15 protein-coding genes are annotated in these 19,883 nt (G+C 67.6%); 5 read left to right on the forward strand and 10 right to left on the reverse strand.

The features are described 5' to 3' along the window. Nucleotides 1–11 precede the first annotated feature (11 nt). From odhB to zapE, 5 genes are all read right to left on the reverse strand, one after another. Nucleotides 12–1,268 carry a 2-oxoglutarate dehydrogenase complex dihydrolipoyllysine-residue succinyltransferase gene (gene odhB / locus EV667_RS18445; RefSeq protein WP_131836787.1) on the reverse strand — a complete coding sequence of 419 codons (1,257 nt, stop codon included), beginning with the start codon at nt 1,266–1,268 and terminating at the stop codon, nt 12–14. An 86-nt stretch (nt 1,269–1,354) separates the two neighbouring features. Continuing rightward, nucleotides 1,355–4,336: a 2-oxoglutarate dehydrogenase E1 component gene (locus tag EV667_RS18450; protein ID WP_131836788.1), complete on the reverse strand. Its 2,982-nt coding sequence runs from the start codon at nt 4,334–4,336 to the stop codon at nt 1,355–1,357. A 328-nt stretch (nt 4,337–4,664) separates the two neighbouring features. Continuing rightward, complete coding sequence (mdh, locus tag EV667_RS18455; RefSeq protein WP_131836789.1) at nt 4,665–5,630, reverse strand: malate dehydrogenase; 966 nt, start codon at nt 5,628–5,630, stop codon at nt 4,665–4,667. A gap of 178 nt (nt 5,631–5,808) precedes the next feature. Next, nucleotides 5,809–6,531 carry a DUF1003 domain-containing protein gene (locus tag EV667_RS18460; protein ID WP_131836790.1) on the reverse strand — a complete coding sequence of 241 codons (723 nt, stop codon included), beginning with the start codon at nt 6,529–6,531 and terminating at the stop codon, nt 5,809–5,811. Nucleotides 6,532–6,614: 83 nt separating this feature from the next. Continuing rightward, nucleotides 6,615–7,835 carry a cell division protein ZapE gene (gene zapE / locus EV667_RS18465; protein ID WP_131836791.1) on the reverse strand — a complete coding sequence of 407 codons (1,221 nt, stop codon included), beginning with the start codon at nt 7,833–7,835 and terminating at the stop codon, nt 6,615–6,617. Nucleotides 7,836–8,162: 327 nt separating this feature from the next. On the opposite strand from zapE, the gene EV667_RS18470 reads away from it, so the two are divergent. The 4 genes from EV667_RS18470 (at nt 8,163) to EV667_RS18485 (ending at nt 13,386) form a co-directional block, all read left to right on the forward strand. Then, the gene (locus tag EV667_RS18470; RefSeq protein WP_245516251.1) at nt 8,163–9,002 is read left to right on the forward strand and encodes a trypsin-like peptidase domain-containing protein; all 840 of its coding nucleotides are present in this window, start codon (nt 8,163–8,165) and stop codon (nt 9,000–9,002) included. 280 nt (nt 9,003–9,282) lie between these two features. Further along, on the forward strand, nt 9,283–9,924 hold the full coding sequence (locus EV667_RS18475) for a GNAT family N-acetyltransferase (protein WP_131836792.1): 642 nt from the start codon (nt 9,283–9,285) through the stop codon (nt 9,922–9,924). Between the two features lie 170 nt (nt 9,925–10,094). Then, complete coding sequence (locus EV667_RS18480) at nt 10,095–12,626, forward strand: DUF3772 domain-containing protein (RefSeq protein WP_245516253.1); 2,532 nt, start codon at nt 10,095–10,097, stop codon at nt 12,624–12,626. A gap of 130 nt (nt 12,627–12,756) precedes the next feature. After that, nucleotides 12,757–13,386: a CAP domain-containing protein gene (locus EV667_RS18485; RefSeq protein ID WP_131836794.1), complete on the forward strand. Its 630-nt coding sequence runs from the start codon at nt 12,757–12,759 to the stop codon at nt 13,384–13,386. Nucleotides 13,387–13,404: 18 nt separating this feature from the next. Here EV667_RS18485 and EV667_RS18490 read toward each other — a convergent pair whose 3' ends face one another. Beyond that, nucleotides 13,405–14,547, reverse strand: a complete 1,143-nt coding sequence (locus EV667_RS18490) for a CobW family GTP-binding protein (RefSeq protein WP_131836795.1) — start codon at nt 14,545–14,547, stop codon at nt 13,405–13,407. A gap of 66 nt (nt 14,548–14,613) precedes the next feature. Further along, on the reverse strand, nt 14,614–15,903 hold the full coding sequence (locus EV667_RS18495) for a D-alanyl-D-alanine carboxypeptidase family protein (protein ID WP_245516255.1): 1,290 nt from the start codon (nt 15,901–15,903) through the stop codon (nt 14,614–14,616). Between the two features lie 228 nt (nt 15,904–16,131). On the opposite strand from EV667_RS18495, the gene hisE reads away from it, so the two are divergent. Continuing rightward, nucleotides 16,132–16,569, forward strand: a complete 438-nt coding sequence (gene hisE, locus EV667_RS18500; RefSeq protein ID WP_131836796.1) for a phosphoribosyl-ATP diphosphatase — start codon at nt 16,132–16,134, stop codon at nt 16,567–16,569. A gap of 28 nt (nt 16,570–16,597) precedes the next feature. On the opposite strand, the gene cysW is transcribed toward hisE, so the two are convergent. The 3 genes from cysW to EV667_RS18515 form a co-directional block, all read right to left on the reverse strand. After that, a complete protein-coding gene (gene cysW, locus EV667_RS18505) occupies nt 16,598–17,434 on the reverse strand; it encodes a sulfate ABC transporter permease subunit CysW (protein WP_131836797.1) in 837 nt (278 codons plus the stop codon). Continuing rightward, nucleotides 17,431–18,285, reverse strand: coding sequence for a sulfate ABC transporter permease subunit CysT (gene cysT / locus EV667_RS18510; protein WP_207907807.1), 855 nt, complete (start codon nt 18,283–18,285; stop codon nt 17,431–17,433). The genes cysW and cysT overlap by 4 nt, the downstream gene beginning before the upstream one ends. A 155-nt stretch (nt 18,286–18,440) precedes the next feature. Beyond that, complete coding sequence (locus EV667_RS18515) at nt 18,441–19,472, reverse strand: sulfate ABC transporter substrate-binding protein (RefSeq protein ID WP_131836799.1); 1,032 nt, start codon at nt 19,470–19,472, stop codon at nt 18,441–18,443. Nucleotides 19,473–19,883 lie beyond the last annotated feature (411 nt).

Raw genomic sequence — 19,883 nt, forward strand, 5'->3', positions numbered from 1 at the left:
GTGCCGGCCGATTACAGATCCAGAACCAGCCGGGTCGGGTCTTCCAGGGCTTCCTTGACGCGGACGAGGAAGGTGACGGCGCCCTTGCCGTCGACGATGCGGTGGTCGTAGCTCAGCGCCAGATACATCATCGGGCGGGCGACGATCTGGCCCTTCACGACCACCGGGCGCTCCTCGATGCGGTGCATGCCGAGAATGCCGGACTGCGGGGCGTTGAGGATCGGGGTCGACATCAGCGAGCCGTAGATGCCGCCATTGGTGAGGGTGAAGGTGCCGCCCTGCATGTCCTCGATGCCGAGCTTGCCGTCGCGAGCCTTTCGGCCGAGGCCGGCAATGGCCTTCTCAATGCCGGCGATGGACAGCTCATCCGCATTGCGCACCACGGGGACCACGAGGCCCTTGTCGGTGCCGACGGCGATGCCAATGTGGTAGTAATTCTTGTAGACGAGGTCGGTGCCGTCGATCTCGGCATTCACTTCCGGCACGTCCTTGAGGGCCTGGATCACCGCCTTGGTGAAGAAGCCCATGAAGCCCAGCTTCACGCCGTGCTTCTTCTCGAACACGTCCTTGTACTGGGTGCGCAGGTTCATCACCGCCGACATGTCGACGTCGTTGAACGTCGTGAGCATGGCCGCGGCGTTCTGGGCTTCCTTCAGGCGACGCGCGATGGTGACGCGCAGCTTGGTCATCTTCACGCGCTCTTCGCGCGAGGCGTCATCGGCGCTTGAGGGGGCGCGGGCGGCAGCGGGGGCCGGCGCGGCTGCGGGGCTGGAACCGCCGGCGGCCAGCGCCGAGAGCATGTCGCCCTTGGTCACGCGCGCATCCTTGCCGGTGCCGGCGAGCATGGCGGGGTTGAGCCCGCTCTCGGCAGCCAGCTTGGCGACCGCCGGGCCATTGGAGCCGGAAGACGCGGCCGCGGCCGGAGCCGGCTTCGGGGCGTCGGCCGGGGGTGCTTCCGCCTTCGGAGCTTCGGCCTTCGGAGCTTCCGCCTTGACCGGAGCGGCGGCGGGAGCGGCTTTCGCCGCGCCGGAGCCTTCACCGATGGAGCCGAGCAGCGCGCCAACGCCGACCGTTTCGCCGTCCTTGGCAATGATCTCCGAGAGCACGCCGGCCGAGGGCGCGGGCACCTCGATCGTGACCTTATCGGTCTCCAGTTCGACAATGGGTTCATCGGCGACGACGGTGTCGCCCGCCTTCTTGAACCACTTGCCGATGGTTGCCTCGGTGACCGATTCGCCCAGCGTCGGAACGCGGATCTCGGTGGCCATGCTCGTTCTTCCTCACCGTTTGCCGGCTGCGGGGCCGGCACTCCCTCGGGTCTTGCGAACTCAGGTCTTACTAATCGTCGCGATGCTCAGCCCAGGGCGTCCTGCAGGAACACTTTGAGCTGCGCGAGATGCTTGGACATCAGCCCCGTCGCCGTGGCGGCGGAGGCCGGGCGGCCGGTGTAGCGCGGCCGAGAAGACGCGGAGCCGGCCTGCTCCAGCACCCATTCGAGATAGGGCTGCACGAAGGCCCAGCCGCCCTGGTTCTTCGGCTCTTCCTGGCACCAGACGATTTCCGCCTGCTTGAAGCGGCCGATCTCCTGCGCCAGCGTCTTGAGCGGGAAGGGAAAGAGCTGCTCGACGCGCATGATGTAGACGTCGTCCAGCCCCCGGCGCTCGCGCTCCTCGTAGAGGTCGTAATAGACCTTGCCCGAGCACAGCACGACACGGCGGATTTCGCTGTCCGGCTTCAGCTTCACCGCCTCGGCCGGCAGGGCGGCCGCGAAGTTGCGGTCGGCATCGTCCCACAGCACGCGGTGGAAGGTGGTCTGCGGCCCGAATTCCGCCAGCGTCGAGACGGCGCGCTTGTGGCGCAGCAGGCTCTTCGGCGTCATCAGGATCAGCGGCTTGCGGAAGTCGCGCTTGAGCTGGCGGCGCAGGGCGTGGAAATAATTAGCCGGCGTCGTCAGATTGGCGACCTGCATGTTGTCCTCGGCGCACATCTGCAGGAAGCGCTCCAGACGGGCGGAGGAGTGCTCCGGCCCCTGGCCCTCATAGCCGTGCGGCAGCAGGCAGACGAGGCCCGACATACGCAGCCATTTGCGCTCGCCGGACGACAGGAACTGGTCGAAGACCACCTGCGCCCCATTGGCGAAGTCGCCGAACTGGGCTTCCCAAATCGTCAGCGCGTTCGGCTCGGACAGCGAGTAGCCATATTCGAAGCCGAGCACGGCCTCTTCCGAGAGCATCGAGTTGATGACCTCGTAATGGGCTTGGCCCTCGCGCACATGATTGAACGAGGTGTGGCGCTCCTCAGTCTCCTGGTCGATCAGCACCGAATGGCGCTGAGAGAACGTGCCGCGCTCGCTGTCCTGGCCGGAGAGCCGGACCGGGTGGCCATCGAGCAGGAGCGAGGTGAAGGCGAGCGCCTCCGCGGTCGACCAGTCGATGCCGGCGCCGTCCTGCAGGATCGCCTTGCGGCGGGAATCGAGGAAGCGCTGGATGGTGCGGTGGACGTGGAAGCCCTCCGGCACGGTGGTGATGCGCTCGCCGATCGTGCGAAGCTCGTCGAAATCGACGCCGGTGACGCCGCGGCGCGGGTCGTCCTCGGCGGCGGCCGCCTTCAGGCCGGCCCAACGACCGTCGAGCCAGTCAGCCTTGTTCGGCTTGTAGGCCTGGCCGGCTTCGTGTTCGATGTCGAGCTTGGAGCGCCATTCGGCGCGCATGGCGTCAATCTCGCCGGGCGCGATGACGCCTTCGGCTTCCAGCTTGCGCGAATACAGCTCCAGCGTGGTCGGGTGCTGCTTGATGAGTTTGTACATCAAGGGCTGGGTGAAGGCCGGCTCGTCGCCCTCATTATGGCCGAAGCGGCGGTAGCAGAACATGTCCACCACGACCGGCTTGCGGAAGCGCTGGCGGAATTCGGTGGCGATCTTGGCGGCGAAAGTCACGGCCTCGGGGTCGTCGCCATTCACGTGGAAGATCGGCGCCTCGATGGTCTTGGCCACATCGGACGGGTAGGGCGAGGAACGCGAGAAGCGCGGATAGGTGGTGAAGCCGATCTGGTTGTTGATGATGAAGTGGATCGAGCCGCCGGTGCGGTGTCCCTTCAGCCCAGACAGGCCGAGGCATTCCGCCACCACGCCCTGGCCGGCAAAGGCGGCATCGCCATGCAGCAGCAGCGGCAGCACCTGGGTGCGCTCGGTGTCGCGCAGCAGATCCTGCTTGGCACGGGACTTTCCGAGCACCACCGGGTCGACGATTTCCAGATGCGAGGGGTTGGCGGTGAGCGACAGGTGGACCTGGTTGCCGTCGAACTCGCGATCGCTGGAGGCGCCGAGATGGTACTTCACATCGCCGGAGCCCTCGACCTCGTCGGGTGCCCAGGAGCCGCCCTTGAACTCGTGGAACAGCGCGCGGTGGGGCTTGCCCATCACCTGCGTGAGCACGTTCAGGCGGCCGCGATGGGCCATGCCGAACACGATCTCCTTCACGCCGAGATTGCCGCCGCGCTTGATGATCTGTTCGAGCCCGGGGATCAGGCTCTCCGCGCCATCGAGACCGAAGCGCTTGGTGCCGGTGTAGCGGACATCGAGGAACTTCTCGAAGCCCTCGGCCTCCACCAGCTTGTTGAGGATGGCGCGCTTGCCCTCGCGGGTGAAGGTGATTTCCTTGTCCGGGCCCTCGATGCGCTCCTGGATCCAAGCCTTCTCCTCGGGGGAGGAGATGTGCATGAACTCGACGCCGAGCGTCGCGCAATAGGTGCGCTGGAGGATGGCGACCATCTGGCGGACGGTGGCGAATTCCATGCCGAGCACATGGTCGATGAAGATCGGCCGGTCGAGATCGGCCTCGCGGAAGCCGTAGGAGGCGGGGTCGAGCTCGGGCGCAGCGCGCACCGGCTCAAGACCCAGCGGGTCGAGCTTGGCATGGAGGTGGCCGCGCATGCGGTAGGCGCGGATCATCATCAGCGCCTTGACGGAATCGCGGGTGGCCTGCTGCACGTCGGCGGTGGTCAGCTCAACGCCGGCCTTCTGCGCCTTCTCGCTCGCCTTGGCCTCGACCTTGCGGCCGATCGCCTTCTCCACCTCGATCCATTGGCCGTCCATCGCCGAGACAAGTTCGCCATTGGCGTGGATCGGCCACCCCTCCTTCTTCCAGGAGGCGCCACGGGCGCTCTTCTCGACATCGGCCGGGGCGTCCTTCAGCCCGGCGAAGAAGGCCTGCCACTCGGCATCCACCGAATTCGGGTCGGCCTCGTAACGGGCATAGAGGTCCTCGATCCAGGCCGCATTGGCTCCGTAAAGGAAGGAGGTATTGAGAAAGGTCTCGTTCACGTCCGCGCGCGACATCGTCGGCTCCTGGGGGACCGTTCGGGTCCGGTGGCAGTGCTTTCTTGCCGAAGAGCGCCCGAGGCCGGTGCCCCGGGCTCACTGCGGTGCCCCGCAACGCGAAGCGAAAGTCGGTTAGGCTTTATATAGGTCGCGTATTCACCTCGGGAATGCCGCAGGAATGCGGCACGGGGATGCGAAAACGCCGTTCATCACGCATAAGCCATAACGGGAGCGGCGCTCCCGGCACCAGCGGCGGGACCCTCCCGCCGCCCATAATCGGCCCGAAGGCCGTTCACGTCCTCGCGACAGGGGCACCGCTGCGCCCACGCCGGAGGCCGGGCATTGATCAGGCGCCGAGGCCGGGGGCGATCTTCTGGCACTCGCCGACCAGTTCCTTCACCGAGGCGACCGACTTGTCGAGCATGGCGCGTTCCGTGGCATCCAGCTCGATCTCGACGATCCGCTCGACGCCATTGGCGCCGATGATGACCGGCACGCCGAGATAGAGGTCGTCGATGCCGTACTGGCCAGTGAGATAGGCGGCGCAGGGCAGCAGGCGCTTCTTGTCCCGGAGATAGGAGGTCGCCATCTCGATCGCCGAAGCAGCGGGGGCGTAGAAGGCCGAGCCGGTCTTGAGCAGGTTGACGATCTCGCCGCCGCCCTTGCGGGTGCGCTCGACGATGGCGTCGACCTTCTCCTGGCTGGTCCAGCCCATCTTGACGAGGTCCGGCAGCGGGATGCCGGCGACGCCGGAATAGCGCACGAGCGGCACCATGTCGTCGCCATGGCCGCCCAGCACGAAGGCGGTGACGTCCTCCACCGACACGTCGAACTCGTCGGCCAGGAAATAGCGGAAGCGGGCAGAATCAAGCACGCCGGCCATGCCGACCACCTTGTGGGTGGGGAGGCCCGAGGCCTTCTGCAGCGCCCACACCATGGCGTCGAGCGGGTTGGTGACGCAGATGACGAAGGCGTCGGGGGCGTATTGGGCGATGCCCGCGCCGACCTGCTCCATGACCTTGAGATTGATGCCGAGGAGATCGGAGCGGCTCATGCCGGGCTTGCGCGGCACGCCGGCGGTCACGATCACCACGTCGGCGCCGGCAATGCCCTCATAGCCATTGGCGCCCGAGAGCGCGGCGTCAAAGCCGAGGACCGGCGCGGCTTCGGCAATGTCGAGGCTCTTGCCCTGCGGGATACCTTCGGCCACATCGAAAAGCACGACGTCGCCAAGTTCCTTGAGGCCTGCGAGAAGGGCGAGAGTACCGCCGATCTGGCCAGCCCCGATCAGTGCAATCTTTGCTCGAGCCATGAGATTTCCTGACTTTCCGAGGGGAGGGTGCGGCGCTCCGCCGCGCCGGGGTTCCGATAGACCTTATCGCCGCATGGTTCAAGCGATGAAGGCCGTTGAGGTAAATGCGTGGGAGTACGACTTTCGGAGAAAGTACTGGTATACGAAATACATGACATCGGAGGCGCAGGCGGTGGTCCTAACGGCGCCGACCGGCGAGTTCTTCCATCAGTTCGATCTGGATTGCCTGGATTTCAGCCAGACGCTCCCATTGCCGCGTGAGCATGTGGTCGATCTTCTCGTGCAGATGGCGGATTTCCAGCTCGGCCTTAAGATTGACGCGGTAATCATTCTCGGAGCGTCGCCGGTCCTTCGCCTCCTGACGTTTCTGGCTCATCATGATGACGGGCGCTTGAAGGGCGGCAACGCAGGACAGGACGAGGTTCAGCAGGATGAACGGGTAGGGATCGAACATCCCCATCAGCCCGGCAATGCTGACCGCCATCCAGAGATTGATGAACACGACGAAAGAGATGATGAAGGTCCAGCTGCCGCCGAAGGAGGCGATGGCGTCGGCGGCGCGCTCGCCGAGGGTGCGGCCGCTCTCGATCTCGTCTTCGATATTCTCCGTGAGGATGTCGTTGGCCGCGAGGCTGGCGATCACATCGTGGTCGAGCTGGCTGAGGTCGCCGCGCTCGGCCCTGAGCGTTTCGGCGATATAGGCGCTGCGCTCCCGGGCCAGCGCCTTGCGCGAGATATAGGCATCGGGCGCGATGCCGGGGTGCAGCGCCCGGATGTGATCGGCGAGGCCCGGCCGCAGCATGTCGAGGCGCAGGCCGTCGCGCGGGGAAACGATGGCCCCGGTGAGGGCGCAGCTGTGATGGGGCGGCGCTTCGTGCGTATGGTGGGAATGACTGCTCATGCCGGAGCGTCCGTGAGGGTGCCGTCCGCGTGGCGGGCGTCTTGTGCATGTTGGAAGGGCCGGGCCGCCATGCAACCCTCCGCTCAGGTCTCGACGAGGCCGGTGGTGTTGCCGCTGGCGTGCGAATCGCCCCGGCCATGCGGGCGGGCGATGTAGTCGTCCGAGCGCATCTCGTGCAGGCGCGAGACGGCGCGCGCCCATTCAAAGGCTTCCGCGCCCTCGGTGCCGAGATAGAGCTGCTCGGGCTCGGCGGGGGCGGAGGCCACTACCTTGACGCCCTTCTCGTACAATTCGTCGATCAGCGTGATGAAGCGCTTGGCCTCGTTGCGCGTGTCCTGATCAAGCTGGGGAATGTGGTCGATGACCAGCGTGTGGAAGCTGCGGGCGAGCCGCAGATAGTCCGTGGCGCCCAGCGGCACGCCGCACAGATCCGCGAAGGTGAAGCGGGCGGCGCCGCCGCCGGCGCGCGGCACCGGGATGGTGCGCCCGCCGGAGGCGAGGTGGGTGGGGGCGCCGCCATCAATGCCGGCGATGCGATGCCAGACCTTGTCCATCTCGCGGTCGATGTCGGCCATCGTCTCGTGCGCCGCCGGCACATACCAGGTGCGGGCGCCGCCGAGCTTCTCCATGCGGTAGTCGGTCGGCGATTCGATCCGCACCACTTCCATGTGCTGCTCGATCATCGCGATGAAGGGCAGGAACAGCGCCCGGTTGAGGCCGCCCTTGTAGAGGTCGTCGGGGGCGACATTCGACGTGGCGACGATGACCACGCCGAGATCGAACAGCTTCTCGAACAGGCGGCCGAGGATCATCGCGTCGGCGATGTCGGTGACGTGGAACTCGTCGAAGCACAGCAGCCACGCTTCCTCGTAGAGCGCGGCGGCGACCGGGGCGATGGGGTCGCCATCCTTCACCCGGCCTTCCTTCATGTCCTTGCGCACCTGGAAGATGCGGGCGTGGACATCGGCCATGAACTCGTGGAAATGCGCGCGCCGCTTGCGCTTGCGCACCGCCACGCTCTCATAGAACAGGTCGACCAGCATGGTCTTGCCGCGCCCGACGGCGCCGTGGATGTAGAGGCCCCGCACGCGGGGGATGGCGTCCTCGCGCCGGGCGAACAGCCAGCCCAGCGCCGAGGATTTGCGGGCGAGCCGGCGGGACGCGATGCGCTGCTCCAGGCTCGCGAGGGCGCCGACGACACGAGCCTGGCCGGCATCGGGCGTGATGTCGCCGGCCGCCATGCGGGCGACATATCGTGCGGCGAGCACCGATCCGCCCGCTTCCGCCGCCACCGTTTCCGCCATATTGGGCCACCCCGCAATGTTGCAGCGCACGCTTATCGCTAGCTGGCCGTTGCGGCAAGCGTTGCGAAAGGCTACCGATGGAAAGTCCGCTCCCGCTCGGTCGGCGTGCCGCCGGCGAGGCGGACTGTGGCGGGAAGCCGCGACGATCTCCGCAGAAAATGCATGGCAGATAGACGGGAACCGAAGGGAAGGGTTCCGCGTTATTCCTTGTTTGCCTTGACGCGCTCGCCTTCCTGCCGGCACACTCCCCGTGCTTCTCCAGCAGGTGAGACCGGAATGCGGGTGCGGGGCTTTGGCGATCTAGGCGGAAAGGCCCCGGTAAGGGCCATGACCGTAGCATTGATGCTGGCGTGCGGGATCGTCGCGTACAGCGCGCCAGCGGCAGCGGTGGAGCGCAAGGCCTCGACCTCCGCCAACCTGCCTTCCTCCGCCATCATCATCGACCGCGACGACCGGCTCAGCCGCGACGATTACTCCCGCGTCGCCGGCCTGTCGCCCGCTGCCATGGCCTCGCGCTTCGGCGCCACCGGTGTGGTGCGCTGCGGGTCGGCGGTGGGAACCGGCCAGTTGGTCGGCGCCAATAATGTGCTGGTGACGGCCTCGCACGTGCTGTTCACCCCCGGCGGCGAGCCGCGCGGGCGGGGCGCCAATTGCACGTTCGAGACCACTGCCGGCGGCAACCGGCAGAAGGTGTCGGTCGATGTCGACAAGGTGGTGTGCGGCGCCCGCGAGCCCTATGGCCAGCCGGCAGTAAAGGACTGGGCGGTGGTGCCGCTCGCCGGGCCGGTGAAGGGCGTGAAGCCCTACATGCCAGGCACGATGCAGGTACCGGGAAATATCGTGCTGGCGGCGGCGGCGAGGAGCGGCGGCCAGGAAGATTATTCGCTGCAGAGTTGCCAGGCCCGCAAGGTCACGACCACGGCGTCGAGCGGCGTGCGCGAAGTGGCGATCGACTGCGACGCTGAAGGTGGCGTCTCCGGTGCGGCCATGCTGTCGCCGGACGGGGTGTTTCTCGGGCTCTATGTCGGCTTCCGTTCGGCCCATCCCGGCAAGGTCGGTCCGTTCTCGATGAGCCATTATAATTTCGGCCTGTCCGCCGATGGCGCCCTGCGCGAGGCGATCACCGAGGTGGTGACGCGGGCCCGCACGCTGAGCGCCAGCCGCTGATCGTCGCCGACTGACCGTCGCGGATAGATCGGCACCGCCGACCCGGTATCGTTCCTCGGCAGCGAGCCGCGATGGGCGCCTCGGTGTGAAATTCGTCGTGAATGTCGAGGCCGGCTCGCTTGCCGGTCCTTGATTGGCGCGGCGGCGGTTACGGCGTAAGGTGGGGCGTGGCTTGCGCCGCCGCATGCGAGCCATGCAGATGCCGGAGTTGTCTCATGGTGCGACGCGCATATTTTTGCTGCGCCGCAACAATGATCGCGGTCCCGTCGAGACCGAACCCATGACACCGTCCGCCGCCCCTTCGTCTCCCGCACCATCTGTCGCGCCTCCGGCGGCGATGGCAAGGCTCCCAGGCCATATCCGCAAGCTGGTGCCGGCGGAACGCGAGGTGATACTGGCGCATCTGCTGCGGCTCGATCCGCTGAGCCGCTTCATGCGCTTCGGCGGTGTGGTTTCCGATGGCGCGCTCGCCCGCCACGCGACCCGGCTGGTCTCCGGCGAGGCGAGCGCCATCGGCTATTTCGTGGACGGCGAGTTGCGGGCGGTTGCGGAGCTTCACCCGCTGGGCACGCGGCTGGGAAAGCCGGCGGCGGCCGAGGCGGCGTTCAGCGTCGAGCGGCCCTTTCAGGGCAAGGGCATCGGTTCCGCGCTCATGCGTCATCTCGTGCTGCTGGCGCAGAATCGCGGAATCGAAGAACTTCAGGTGGTGTTCCTGCCCAATAACGGGCCGATGCGGAATCTTGCCGTCCACCACGCGGCCGAGCTCCAGCTCGACGACGAGGAAACGGTCGGGCGCATGCGCGCCCCGCGCGCCACCTTCTTCTCGCGGGCCCGCGAATTCATCGGCGACATCTTCGCCGTGCTGTCCTCCGCCTCCGCCCTTCAGGGCCGGATGCTGCCGCCGCATCTGCGCGGCAACTGATGCCGAGCGCCGGGAGCGGGCGGGCCGCGTGCGCCGTTGCGGCCGCCCTCGGTAGCACCTCGACCTTGACCCGGCCTTGACTTGGCCTTGATCGGGACTGAGACAGGTCGGCCACTGGCTCCAATCCGCCCGGCACGATGTATCCCAGCTCCCGGTATCCCATCTTCCGCTTGCCGACGCCCCCGACCCGCGCCGCCGCGCTGTCCGCCTTCGGGCGGCGCCGCCGCCCGCTGCTGGGCGTCGCGCCTCTCTTTTTGGCGGTGCTCATGGCGCTGGCCTTGCTGGCCAGCGCCAGCGTCGGCTGGGCACAGGCACCGCTCGAACAGGTGCAGGTGCAGCAGAAGCTGGAGGGGCAGCGCGCCATTGTCGACGGCGTGGAGGCGGCGCTGGGGCGCGACGGGCTGCGCTCGATCGACCTCGACGATCTGCGCAACCGGCTGGACCCGGTGCGGACCGATCTGACCGCCGGCATCGCCCTGCTGGAGCCGCTGCTCGCCAATTTCAATCATCGCGTCAAGGAAATCGGCCCCAAGCCGGCCGAGGATGCGGCGCCGGAAGACGGCTCGATCACCTCCGAGCGCGACGCGCTGACCGCCCGCGCCACCGAACTCGACGGCGTGCTCAAGCAGGCCAAGCTGCTGAAGGTGCGGGCGGACCAGCTCTCCGATCGCATCACCAGCCGACGGCGGGCGCTGTTTACCGATACGCTGCTCGCACGCTCCTACAGCGTGCTCGATCCGTCGCTCTGGCTGCAGGCCGCCGCGGCGGTGCCGGTGGAACTGCGCGGCATCAATTACCTGCTGAGCGACTGGGCGGCCTATGCCAATGCGCGCATGCCGTTTCTCGGGCAGGTCGCGGTGGCCTTCGGCGCGCTGGTGATCGTCGCTCTCATTTTCCTGGCGCGCCACATGCTCGCGCGGCCGCTGCACCGTGCCGAACTGGGCACCGAGGGCGAGCCGCTCTCGCGTCTGAGGGCATGCGGGCTTTCAGCGCTGGTGGCCCTGCTGCGCATGGCAGCGGCGCCGCTGGCGGTGAGTGCCGTGCTGGCCTTGCTGAACAGTTTCGACCTGCTGCCGCCCCGGGTGAACGAGATCGCGCAGGGCGTTCTGCTCGCCGTCTACATCCTCGCCGTCGGGCGCGGGCTGCTCGACGGCGCGCTGGCGCCGGGGGAACCGCAGCGCCGCGTGGTGCCGCTCTCGGACGACATGGTCCGGCTGATCTACCGCCATGCGGCGGTCGGCCTGTGGATTCTCGGCATCGCGGTGGTGCTCGGCGCGGTACACCGCGCGCTGGTGGTGCCGGTGCCGCTCTCGGTCGCGACCAGCGCGACGATGTCGCTCTGCCTCGTCGTGGTGGCCTCGCGCGCCATGCGCGCCCTCAATGCGCTGTCCGCCGACAATGACGAGGACGAGGCCAAGGCGTCGGACGGCAAAATCCCGGACAGCAAGATTCCGGACAGCAAGGCCGAGGATGGCCGCGACGCCCCTTCGTCCTCCCTGCTGAACTGGATCAAGTTTCCCTTCTGGGTGCTGAACCTCGCCATCCTCGGCGCGCTGATCACAGGCTATGTCAGCATCGCCTCTTTCCTGTCCTCGCGCACGCTGATCGGCGTGGTGATGGCGGGGGCGCTCTATCTCGTCGTGGCGCTGATAAACGCGCTGTTCATCGACTCCCTCGCCACCGGCCCGAGGGCGCGCCACGCGGCGAAGACGCTGGGCATCAGGCCGGCCAGCCTCGAACTGCTCTCGGTGCTCGTTGCCGGCGTCCTGAAGGCGGTGGCGATCATCGGCATCGTCATTGTGGTGGTGGGCACTTTCGGCACCTCCACCTCGGATTTCGCCGATCTGGCGAGCCGCGTCACGCTTGGTTTCACCATCGGCAGCTCGACCATCGCGCTCGGCGACATATTGAGCGCGCTGCTGTTCCTGGTGATCGGCATCGTCATCGCCCGGGCCGTTCAGCGCTGGTTCGCGGTGGCGATCCTGCCCAGGACCGCCTTCGACCAGGGCCTGCAGAATTCCATCGCCACCATCATCGGCTATATCGGCTTCATCGCGGTGAGCGCGATGGCGATGGGGCAGCTCGGGCTGAACCTGGAGAACATCGCGCTGGTCGCCGGTGCCCTTTCGGTCGGTATCGGCTTTGGCCTGCAATCCATCGTCTCGAACTTCGTCTCGGGCCTGATCCTGCTGGCCGAGCGGCCGATCCGGGTCGGCGACACCATCGCGGTGAAGGGCGAGGAGGGCTATGTGCGCCGCATCAGCGTGCGCGCGACCGAGATCGAGACCTTCGACCGCGCGGCGGTGCTGATCCCCAATTCCGACCTCATCACCGGCATGGTGAAGAATTTCACCCATGCCAACACCAGCGGCAGGGTGATCGTGGCGGTGAATGTCGCCTATGACGCGGATGCCGACGAGGTGCGCGACATCCTCATCGGCTGCGCCTGCGACCACCCGCAGGTGCTGCGCTCGCCGCCGCCGCGCGTCTTCCTGATGGCGTTCGGCGACAGCTATCTGAAATTCGAGCTGCGCTGCGTGGTGGCGAATGTCGATTATGCGCTCACCGTGAAGAGCGATCTGCATTTCGCCGTGCTGGACCGGCTGAAGACGGCGAAGATCGGCATTCCCTACACGCCGTGGGCCATCTATCGCGGCGGGCCGATCGGCGACGAACCGGCGGCCGGAGATGACGACGCCTAGGGTAAAATTCGCGGGACGCTCCGCTCGCCGGGGGCGCGTTAAGGATTGGTTTACCGATCCGGGCGGATTCAATCGGGCCGGGTCCGGTTCGCACCGTGCCTTATCCGCTCCTCCTTGAGATGAGTCGCGCATGTCCACCTTGCTGTTGAAGCGCCTTGCCGGTCTGCTGCTGGTGCCCCTGATGCTCGCGGCCTGTGCCGCCGGGCCCACCACCCTGCCGGTGGACGAGACCTTCTATGCCAACATCGCGAAGGGCGGCGCGCTCGACCCGCAGGCGGCTGCCGCGCTGATCAGCGATTACCGGCGCGGGCGCGGCCTGCCGGCGGTGACGATCGACCCCGTGCTGATGAACGTCGCCGAGCGACAGGCCAAGGCGATGGCGTCGGCGGACAAGCTCTCGCACAATATTGGCGGGCGCGGACTGACCACGCGGCTGAAGGTGGGCGGGTTCAGCGGACTCAAGGCGGCGGAGAATGTGGGCGCCGGCTATCACACCCTGGCCGAGGCGTTTTCCGGCTGGCGGGATTCGCCCTCCCACAACAAGAACATGCTGCTCGCGGGTGCTACCCGCCTCGGCATCGCCGCCGTTCGCTCGCCGCGCAGCAAGTACAGCGTCTACTGGGCGATGGTGATCGCCGTGCCGGATGCGAGGGCGGAAGCCGCCGAGGCGGCCGCGAGCCCCGCCGGAGCGACAGCCACTCCGCCGGCGGCCGGCAGCACGCAGGTTCTGCTCAACGGCGCGCCGCTGCCGAGCCAATAGCCCGCCGGTGCTCGTGGCTCAGCGCCGGAGCGTGGCCGGCGCGAGCGGGTTGTCGGTCATGGCGACGCCGTCCGGCTGGCCGATGGCCGGCAAGCCCATGAAGGCGTCGAACAGCCGGCGGATCACCGCCGGCTCGACATCGCGCACGATCATCACGAGCCGGGTGCGCCGGTCGTCGTCCGGCCAGGCGGCGAGCTGGCTCGGCGGGTGCAGCACATGCTGGACGCCGTGCAGCACGAGGGGATGCTCGGGGTCCTCGGCCAGCTTCACGATGCCCTTGAGCCGCAAGAGCTTGGGCCCATGGGTGCCGCGCACCAACTCCAGGAACATGTCGATGGCGGCGGCGGAGACCGGCGCGTCGGTGGCCACGGTGAAGGCACGGATGCGCTCGTCATGGCGGTTCTCGTCATGGACATGCCCGTTCAGGGAGTGGGCGCGCGAGGCCTCCTCCGCCGCCGTCACCGCCTCGTCGGCGAGCCAGCGCGACACGTCGGGGATCTTGGTCGCGGGATTGTAAAGTCCGGCGCCGAGCAGCGCCTCGGGCGTCGCTTCGCCCTTCGCCGCATTGAGCACAGGGGCGCCTGGCGCCAGGCGCGCAAGGCGCCGGCGCAGCGCGGCGAGGCCGACCTCGCGCTCGGGCGTGTCGACCAGATCGGTCTTGGTGAGCACGATACGGTCGGAAATGGCCGCCTGCCGGACGGATTCCGGGTGGGCGTCGAGCGTGCCGAGGCCGTTCACCGCGTCGACCACGGTGACGACGCCGTCCAGCCGAAAGCGCATCACCAGATAGGGGTGCATCATCAGGACGTGCAGGATCGGCGCCGGGTCGGCGAGGCCGGTGGTCTCGATCAGCACGCGGTGGAAGGGCGGGATGGCGCCATTGTCCATGCGCCGCAAAAGCTGCTCCAGCCCCTCGGACAGGTCGCCGCGAATGGTGCAGCACAGGCAGCCGGAGGCGAGCAGCACGGTGGCGTCGTCGAAATGCTGGACGAGGAGATGGTCGAGCCCGATCTCGCCGAACTCGTTGATCAGCACGGCGGTGTCCGCCATGCCCGGCTGTTGCAGCAGGGCGTTGAGCAGCGTCGTCTTGCCGGCGCCGAGAAAGCCGGTGAGCAACGTGACCGGAATGGGTTCCGGGGGGAGGTGGGTCGCCTCGCTCATGAGCGAAATCCTGTTCGGGCGCGGCCCGGCGGTGCCGCGTTCGCGCCCGCGAGCAACACGCCCGCTCTATTGCGGCGGGGGAGGAACGGCGAGGTTGGCCGGCCCGGACGCCGGCTTCGACGCAGGCTTGGGCTTGGGTTTCGGTTTGGGCTTCGGGGCCGGCGCGGCGGGATCGGCGGGGTCGATGATCGCCGTCGTCTGGCCCTTCTTGCCGGCCGGCTTCTTTGCCGTCTGCTTCTTCGGTGCGGGCGGCGGCGGGTAGGCGGCGGCGAGCGCCTCTGCGCTGGGGAACGGCCCGACGAACACTTCGACCGGGGGCATGGAGGGCGGCAGCTTCTGCAGCAGGCTGGCGCCGGTGACGGTGCCGTCGAGCCGGGCCATGCCGGCGGCGACATAGCCGGTGGGCGCCGGGCCGCTGTCATCATCGGCTTCCGAGGCGGTGTTCTTGCGCTTGCCGCCACAGACCTGCGCGCGCATGTCGGTCGGCGGGCCGCTCTCATTGCGCAGTGAATCCACCGACGGGGCGAGCGAGCCGAACACATTGCCGGACTGCTGGAAGCCGCGCTCCAGCAGCAGGGCGGCCTCCTCCGTGCGCGCCTTGCCGGACTCGGTGCCCAGCACGACGGCGAGAAGATGCCGGTTGCCGCGCGTCGCGCTGGCTACCAGGTTGAAGCCAGAGGCGCAGATGAAGCCGGTCTTCATCCCGTCGGCGCCGGGATAGCGGTCGATCAGCTTGTTGTAGCTGCGGATGACGGCCGGGCCGACCTTGATCGCCGGAATGCGGAACAGGTCGGCCTGTTCGGGGAAATTGAGGAATATGGCGCGGGCGAGGATGGCGAGGTCGCGCGCGGTCGAGACCTGCGCCGGGTCGGGTAGGCCGTTCGGGTTGGCGTAATGGGTGCCGGTCATGCCGAGTTCGGCGGCGGTGGCGTTCATCTCGTCGATGAAGGCGGGCAGGTTGCCGCTGACGCCTTCCGCGAGCACCACGGCGATGTCGTTGGCCGATTTCACCAGCATCATCTTGAGGGCATTGTCGACCGTCACCTGAGTGCCGGCCTTGAAGCCCATCTTGGAGGGCTTCTGGGTCGTCGCGTAGTTGGAGACGGTGATCAGCGTCTCCGGTGTCAGCCGGCCGGCGCGGATGGCCTTGAAGGTGACATAGGCGGTCATCAGCTTGGTGATGGAGGCGGGGTACCACGGCTTGGTGGCATCCTCCGCCAGCAGCACCTTGCCGCTGTCGACCTCGATGACCAGCGCCGGCGTGGCGCGCGCCGTCAGCGGTGCGAGCAGTGCGGCGCCGACAAGCCCGGCCACGAGCCAGGCGCGGCGGGGGCGGAACAGGGAAAGGTTCAGCACGCTTCCAATATCCGTTTCAAACCGGGGACGGCGGGCCAAGGCCGGCCCGAGAAGGTATCTCGCCCCTTGCATAACCCGAACCCCGCGGCGGCGCAAAAGGCAAAGCCCGGCCGACGGATCACACCGGCGCCATCCGACCCACGGGCTGCCGCACAGGCTTCACGTAAATGGTTCTAGAATCGCTTCACGAGTGATTCGACATGAGTGATTTGGCATGAGCGATCCAGCATGAGCGATGCGATCCGCCGCCTGCACGCCGCCGTGGCCGCGACACGGAAGGGCACCAACCCTTCGGTGCGGACGGAGAAGCTGTTCCGCAAGGGCCGGGCTGCGATGGCCAAGAAGGTGGCCGAGGAGGCGGTGGAGGTGGCGCTCGACGCTGTGGTCGGCGACCGCGCCGCCACCGTGCGCGAGAGCGTTGATCTACTCTACAATCTGGTCGTCCTGTGGGTCGAACTCGGCATCGAGCCGGACGATGTGTGGGCGGAAATGCGTCGGCGCGAGAAACTGCTCGGCATGGCCGAAAAGCTGCCCAAGCGCCGGGCCGGGATCGGCCTGCCACTGCATGAGGGCGCGGCGCCCCTGCTCTGGGACGCGTCCGAGGGACCCGGCGCGGCGGGCGGTCCTGTCGTGCCGGCAGCGGCGACCCGCGGCAAGCGCGCCTGATTTTTTGCCTGCGCTCGCGGGGATTGGTTCAGTGGCGCCCGCCGCTGCGGCCGAGGCGGGCCTCCAGCAGCGTCTTGGCCAGAAGCGTGACGATGGCAAGCAAAGCCAGCAGCGAGGCGACGGCGAAAGACGCCTGGAACTGGTACTCGTTATAGAGGATCTCGACCTGCAGCGGGATGGTGTTGGTCTCGCCGCGCACGTGGCCCGACACCACCGAGACGGCGCCGAACTCGCCCATGGCGCGGGCGTTACACAGCAGCACGCCATAGAGCAGCGCCCATTTGATATTGGGCAGGGTGACGCGCGAGAACACCCGCCAGCCGCCGGCGCCGAGCGTAACGGCGGCTTCCTCCTCCATCGTACCCTGCTCCTGCATCAGCGGGATCAACTCGCGGGCGACGAAGGGGAAGGTGACGAAGATCGTCGCCAGCGTGATGCCCGGCCAGGAGAAGATGATCTTCCAGCCATTGTCGATCAGCCATTCGCCGAAATAACCCTGCGCCCCGAACAGCAGCACGAAGACCAGGCCGGCCACCACCGGGGACACGGAGAAGGGCAGGTCGATGAGCGTGATGAGCAGGCTCTTGCCGCGAAATTCAAACTTCGTCAGCGACCATGCCATCACCAGCCCCATCGTGGTGTTGGCCGTGAGGGAGAGCGCCGTGACCAGCAAGGTGAGCCGCACCGCCGCCAGCGCGTCGGGTTCGACCAGCGCCGCCAGATAGGCCTCCCAGCCCTTGGAGAAGGCCTGGGCGAAGACATTGACCAGCGGCAGCAGGATGAACAGGCCGATGACGAGGACGGCGAGAGCGATGAGGATGCCGCGCACCAGAGCGGGCTCGTCGCGGATGGGCGCGGGGGTCATGCCAGCCTCCCGGTGCGGCTGCGCGACCAGCGCTGCAACCCGTTGACGACGAAGAGCAGCAGGAAGGACGCCACCAGCATCGTCGCGGCAATGGCGGTGGCGTCGGCGTAGCGGAACTCCTCCAGCCGGATGACGATGAGCAGCGGGGCGATTTCCGATACGTTCGGCAGGTTGCCGGCGATGAAGATCACCGAGCCGTACTCGCCCACCGCGCGGGCGAAAGCGAGAGCGAAGCCGGTGAGGAAGGCCGGCAACACCGCTGGGGCAATGACGCGCCGCACCGTGGTCCAGCGCCCGGCGCCGAGCGTGGCCGCTGCTTCTTCGAGATCGTGGTCGAGGTCTTCCAGCACCGGCTGGACGGTGCGCACCACGAAGGGCAGGCCGATGAAGATCAGCGCGATGAGGATGCCCAGCGGGGTGAAGGCGACCTTGACGCCGAGCGGCGCCAGCAGGGCGCCGATCCAGCCATTTTCGGCATAGAGCGTGGTGAGCGCGATACCGGCCACCGCCGTGGGCAGGGCGAAGGGGATGTCGATCAGCGCGTCGAGCACCCGCCGGCCGGGGAAGTCATAGCGCACCAGCACCCAGACGATAATGCCGCCGAGCACGAGGTTGATGCTGGCGGCGGCAAGCGACAGGCCGAAGGAGATTTTCAGCGCGTTGAGCGTGCGCGGCGCGGTGAGGATGGCGAAGATCCGATCCGGCGACAGTTCGGCGGTCTTCAGGAACAGTGCCGCCAGCGGAATGAGCACCACCAGCGACAGCCAGAGCAGCGTCAGCCCCAATGTGAGGCCGAAGCCGGGGACGACGCTCCGGGCCCGCTGCGCGACGGGCGGGGGAGGGCTTCCCACGAAGGTGGTTCGGTCCAGCGTGATGTCGCTCAAGGCGGCGCTCCGGGCGGGTGGTTTTCACGGCGAAGGCCGTGCCCTGCGGCACGGCCTTGGAGGTTCGTTTGGTCGCGGACGCTGGGGGCGGCGGAAGCCGGCCCCGCCGGCCCGTCACATCGTCAGTTGGAATAGATCTGGTCGAACACGCCGCCATCGGCGAAATGGGTCTGCTGCGCCTTGCGCCAGCCGCCGAAGGCCGGGTCGTCGATGGTCACGAGATCGACCTTGGGGAAGACTTTCTCATAGTCCTTGGCGACGTCCGGGTCGCGCGGACGGTAGAAGTTTTCGGCGGCCAGCTTCTGGCCTTCCTTGCTGTAGAGTAGCTTGAGATAGGCTTCGGCGGCCTCGCCCGTGCCCTTGCGCGCGACATTCTTGTCGACCACGGCGACCGGCGGCTCGGCGAGGATGGAGAGCGAGGGGACGACGATGTCGAACCTGTCGTCGCCAAATTCCTTCTTCGACAAGAAGGCCTCGTTCTCCCAGGCGAGCAGCACGTCGCCGACGCCGCGCTCGGTGAAGGTGACTGTGGAGCCGCGCGCGCCGGTGTCGAGCACGGGAACGTGCCTGTAGAGCTCGCCGACGAACTCCTTGGCCTTCTCCTCCGAGCCGTAGGTCTTCAGCGCATAGGCCCAGGCGGCGAGGTAGTTCCAGCGTGCCCCGCCCGAGGTCTTGGGGTTGGGGGTGATGACCTGCACGCCCGGCTTTGCGAGGTCGTCCCAGTCCTTGATGCCCTTCGGGTTGCCCTTGCGCACCAGGAAAACGATGGTCGAGGTGTAGGGCGAGGCATTGTCCGGCAGGCGCTTCTGCCAGTCCTGCGCCAGGAAGCCCCGGTCGGCGATGGCGTCGATGTCATAGGCCAGCGCCAGGGTGACGACGTCGGCGTCGAGCCCGTCGATCACCGAGCGCGCCTGCTTGCCCGAACCGCCATGCGAGGTCTTGATCTCGACGCTCTTGCCGGTGTCGGCCTTGTAGCGCGCGGCGAACAGCTTGTTGAACTGGGCGTAGAGCTCGCGGGTGGGGTCGTAGGAAACGTTGAGCAGCGTGACATCGGCGGCGCGGGCCGCCGGCGCCAGTGCGATCGGTGCTGCCAGCGCGGCGACGAACGCGGCAAAGAGCGCGGCCTTCGCCACGGGCTTGAAAGGGAAGGACATGGGCGATTTCTCCGGCAGCGCGGTGGCGCTGGTGAATGCGATGGGGAGAGGTTTTCACAGCCGGCAGACAGGGTCAACATTAAATCTACCGATTTACTAGAAAACAGCCGGGGGCTGTTGGCTGCGCTGTGGGCGGCTCCAATCGTCGGCGCTGTCGGGCGGCGCTGAGACGGGGAGGTGCCGGGGGCGGGACCCCGACAAGCCACCGCGCGGCGTGCGGCTCTGCCCCGCAAGGCGAGAACCAGGCGGGCGGGCGAATTCCGGGACGAGGCGTTCGACCGAGGGGGGAAGCTGTCGCCGCAGGTCGGGAGGGTGTCCTCCACCCCGCCGGGCACCTCGGCGTCGTCAACGCGCTCGGCCGGAACCTGACCGCCGCCTCGTCGCCGGTATCGACAAGACCGTTGCGATCCT

Source organism: Ancylobacter aquaticus (assembly GCF_004339465.1).
Lineage (GTDB): Bacteria > Pseudomonadota > Alphaproteobacteria > Rhizobiales > Xanthobacteraceae > Ancylobacter > Ancylobacter aquaticus.

Excerpts from the sequence above, each read along its gene's own strand:
- odhB (WP_131836787.1), bottom strand. The coding sequence starts at position 1,268 with ATGGCCACCGAGATCCGCGTTCCGACGCTGGGCGAATCGGTCACCGAG.
- mdh (WP_131836789.1), bottom strand. The coding sequence starts at position 5,630 with ATGGCTCGAGCAAAGATTGCACTGATCGGGGCTGGCCAGATCGGCGGT.
- EV667_RS18490 (WP_131836795.1), bottom strand. The coding sequence starts at position 14,547 with ATGAGCGAGGCGACCCACCTCCCCCCGGAACCCATTCCGGTCACGTTG.
- EV667_RS18475 (WP_131836792.1), top strand. The coding sequence starts at position 9,283 with ATGACACCGTCCGCCGCCCCTTCGTCTCCCGCACCATCTGTCGCGCCT.
- cysW (WP_131836797.1), bottom strand. The coding sequence starts at position 17,434 with ATGACCCCCGCGCCCATCCGCGACGAGCCCGCTCTGGTGCGCGGCATC.
- zapE (WP_131836791.1), bottom strand. The coding sequence starts at position 7,835 with ATGGCGGAAACGGTGGCGGCGGAAGCGGGCGGATCGGTGCTCGCCGCA.
- hisE (WP_131836796.1), top strand. The coding sequence starts at position 16,132 with ATGAGCGATGCGATCCGCCGCCTGCACGCCGCCGTGGCCGCGACACGG.
- EV667_RS18515 (WP_131836799.1), bottom strand. The coding sequence starts at position 19,472 with ATGTCCTTCCCTTTCAAGCCCGTGGCGAAGGCCGCGCTCTTTGCCGCG.
- EV667_RS18450 (WP_131836788.1), bottom strand. The coding sequence starts at position 4,336 with ATGTCGCGCGCGGACGTGAACGAGACCTTTCTCAATACCTCCTTCCTT.
- EV667_RS18470 (WP_245516251.1), top strand. The coding sequence starts at position 8,163 with ATGACCGTAGCATTGATGCTGGCGTGCGGGATCGTCGCGTACAGCGCG.
- EV667_RS18460 (WP_131836790.1), bottom strand. The coding sequence starts at position 6,531 with ATGAGCAGTCATTCCCACCATACGCACGAAGCGCCGCCCCATCACAGC.
- EV667_RS18485 (WP_131836794.1), top strand. The coding sequence starts at position 12,757 with ATGTCCACCTTGCTGTTGAAGCGCCTTGCCGGTCTGCTGCTGGTGCCC.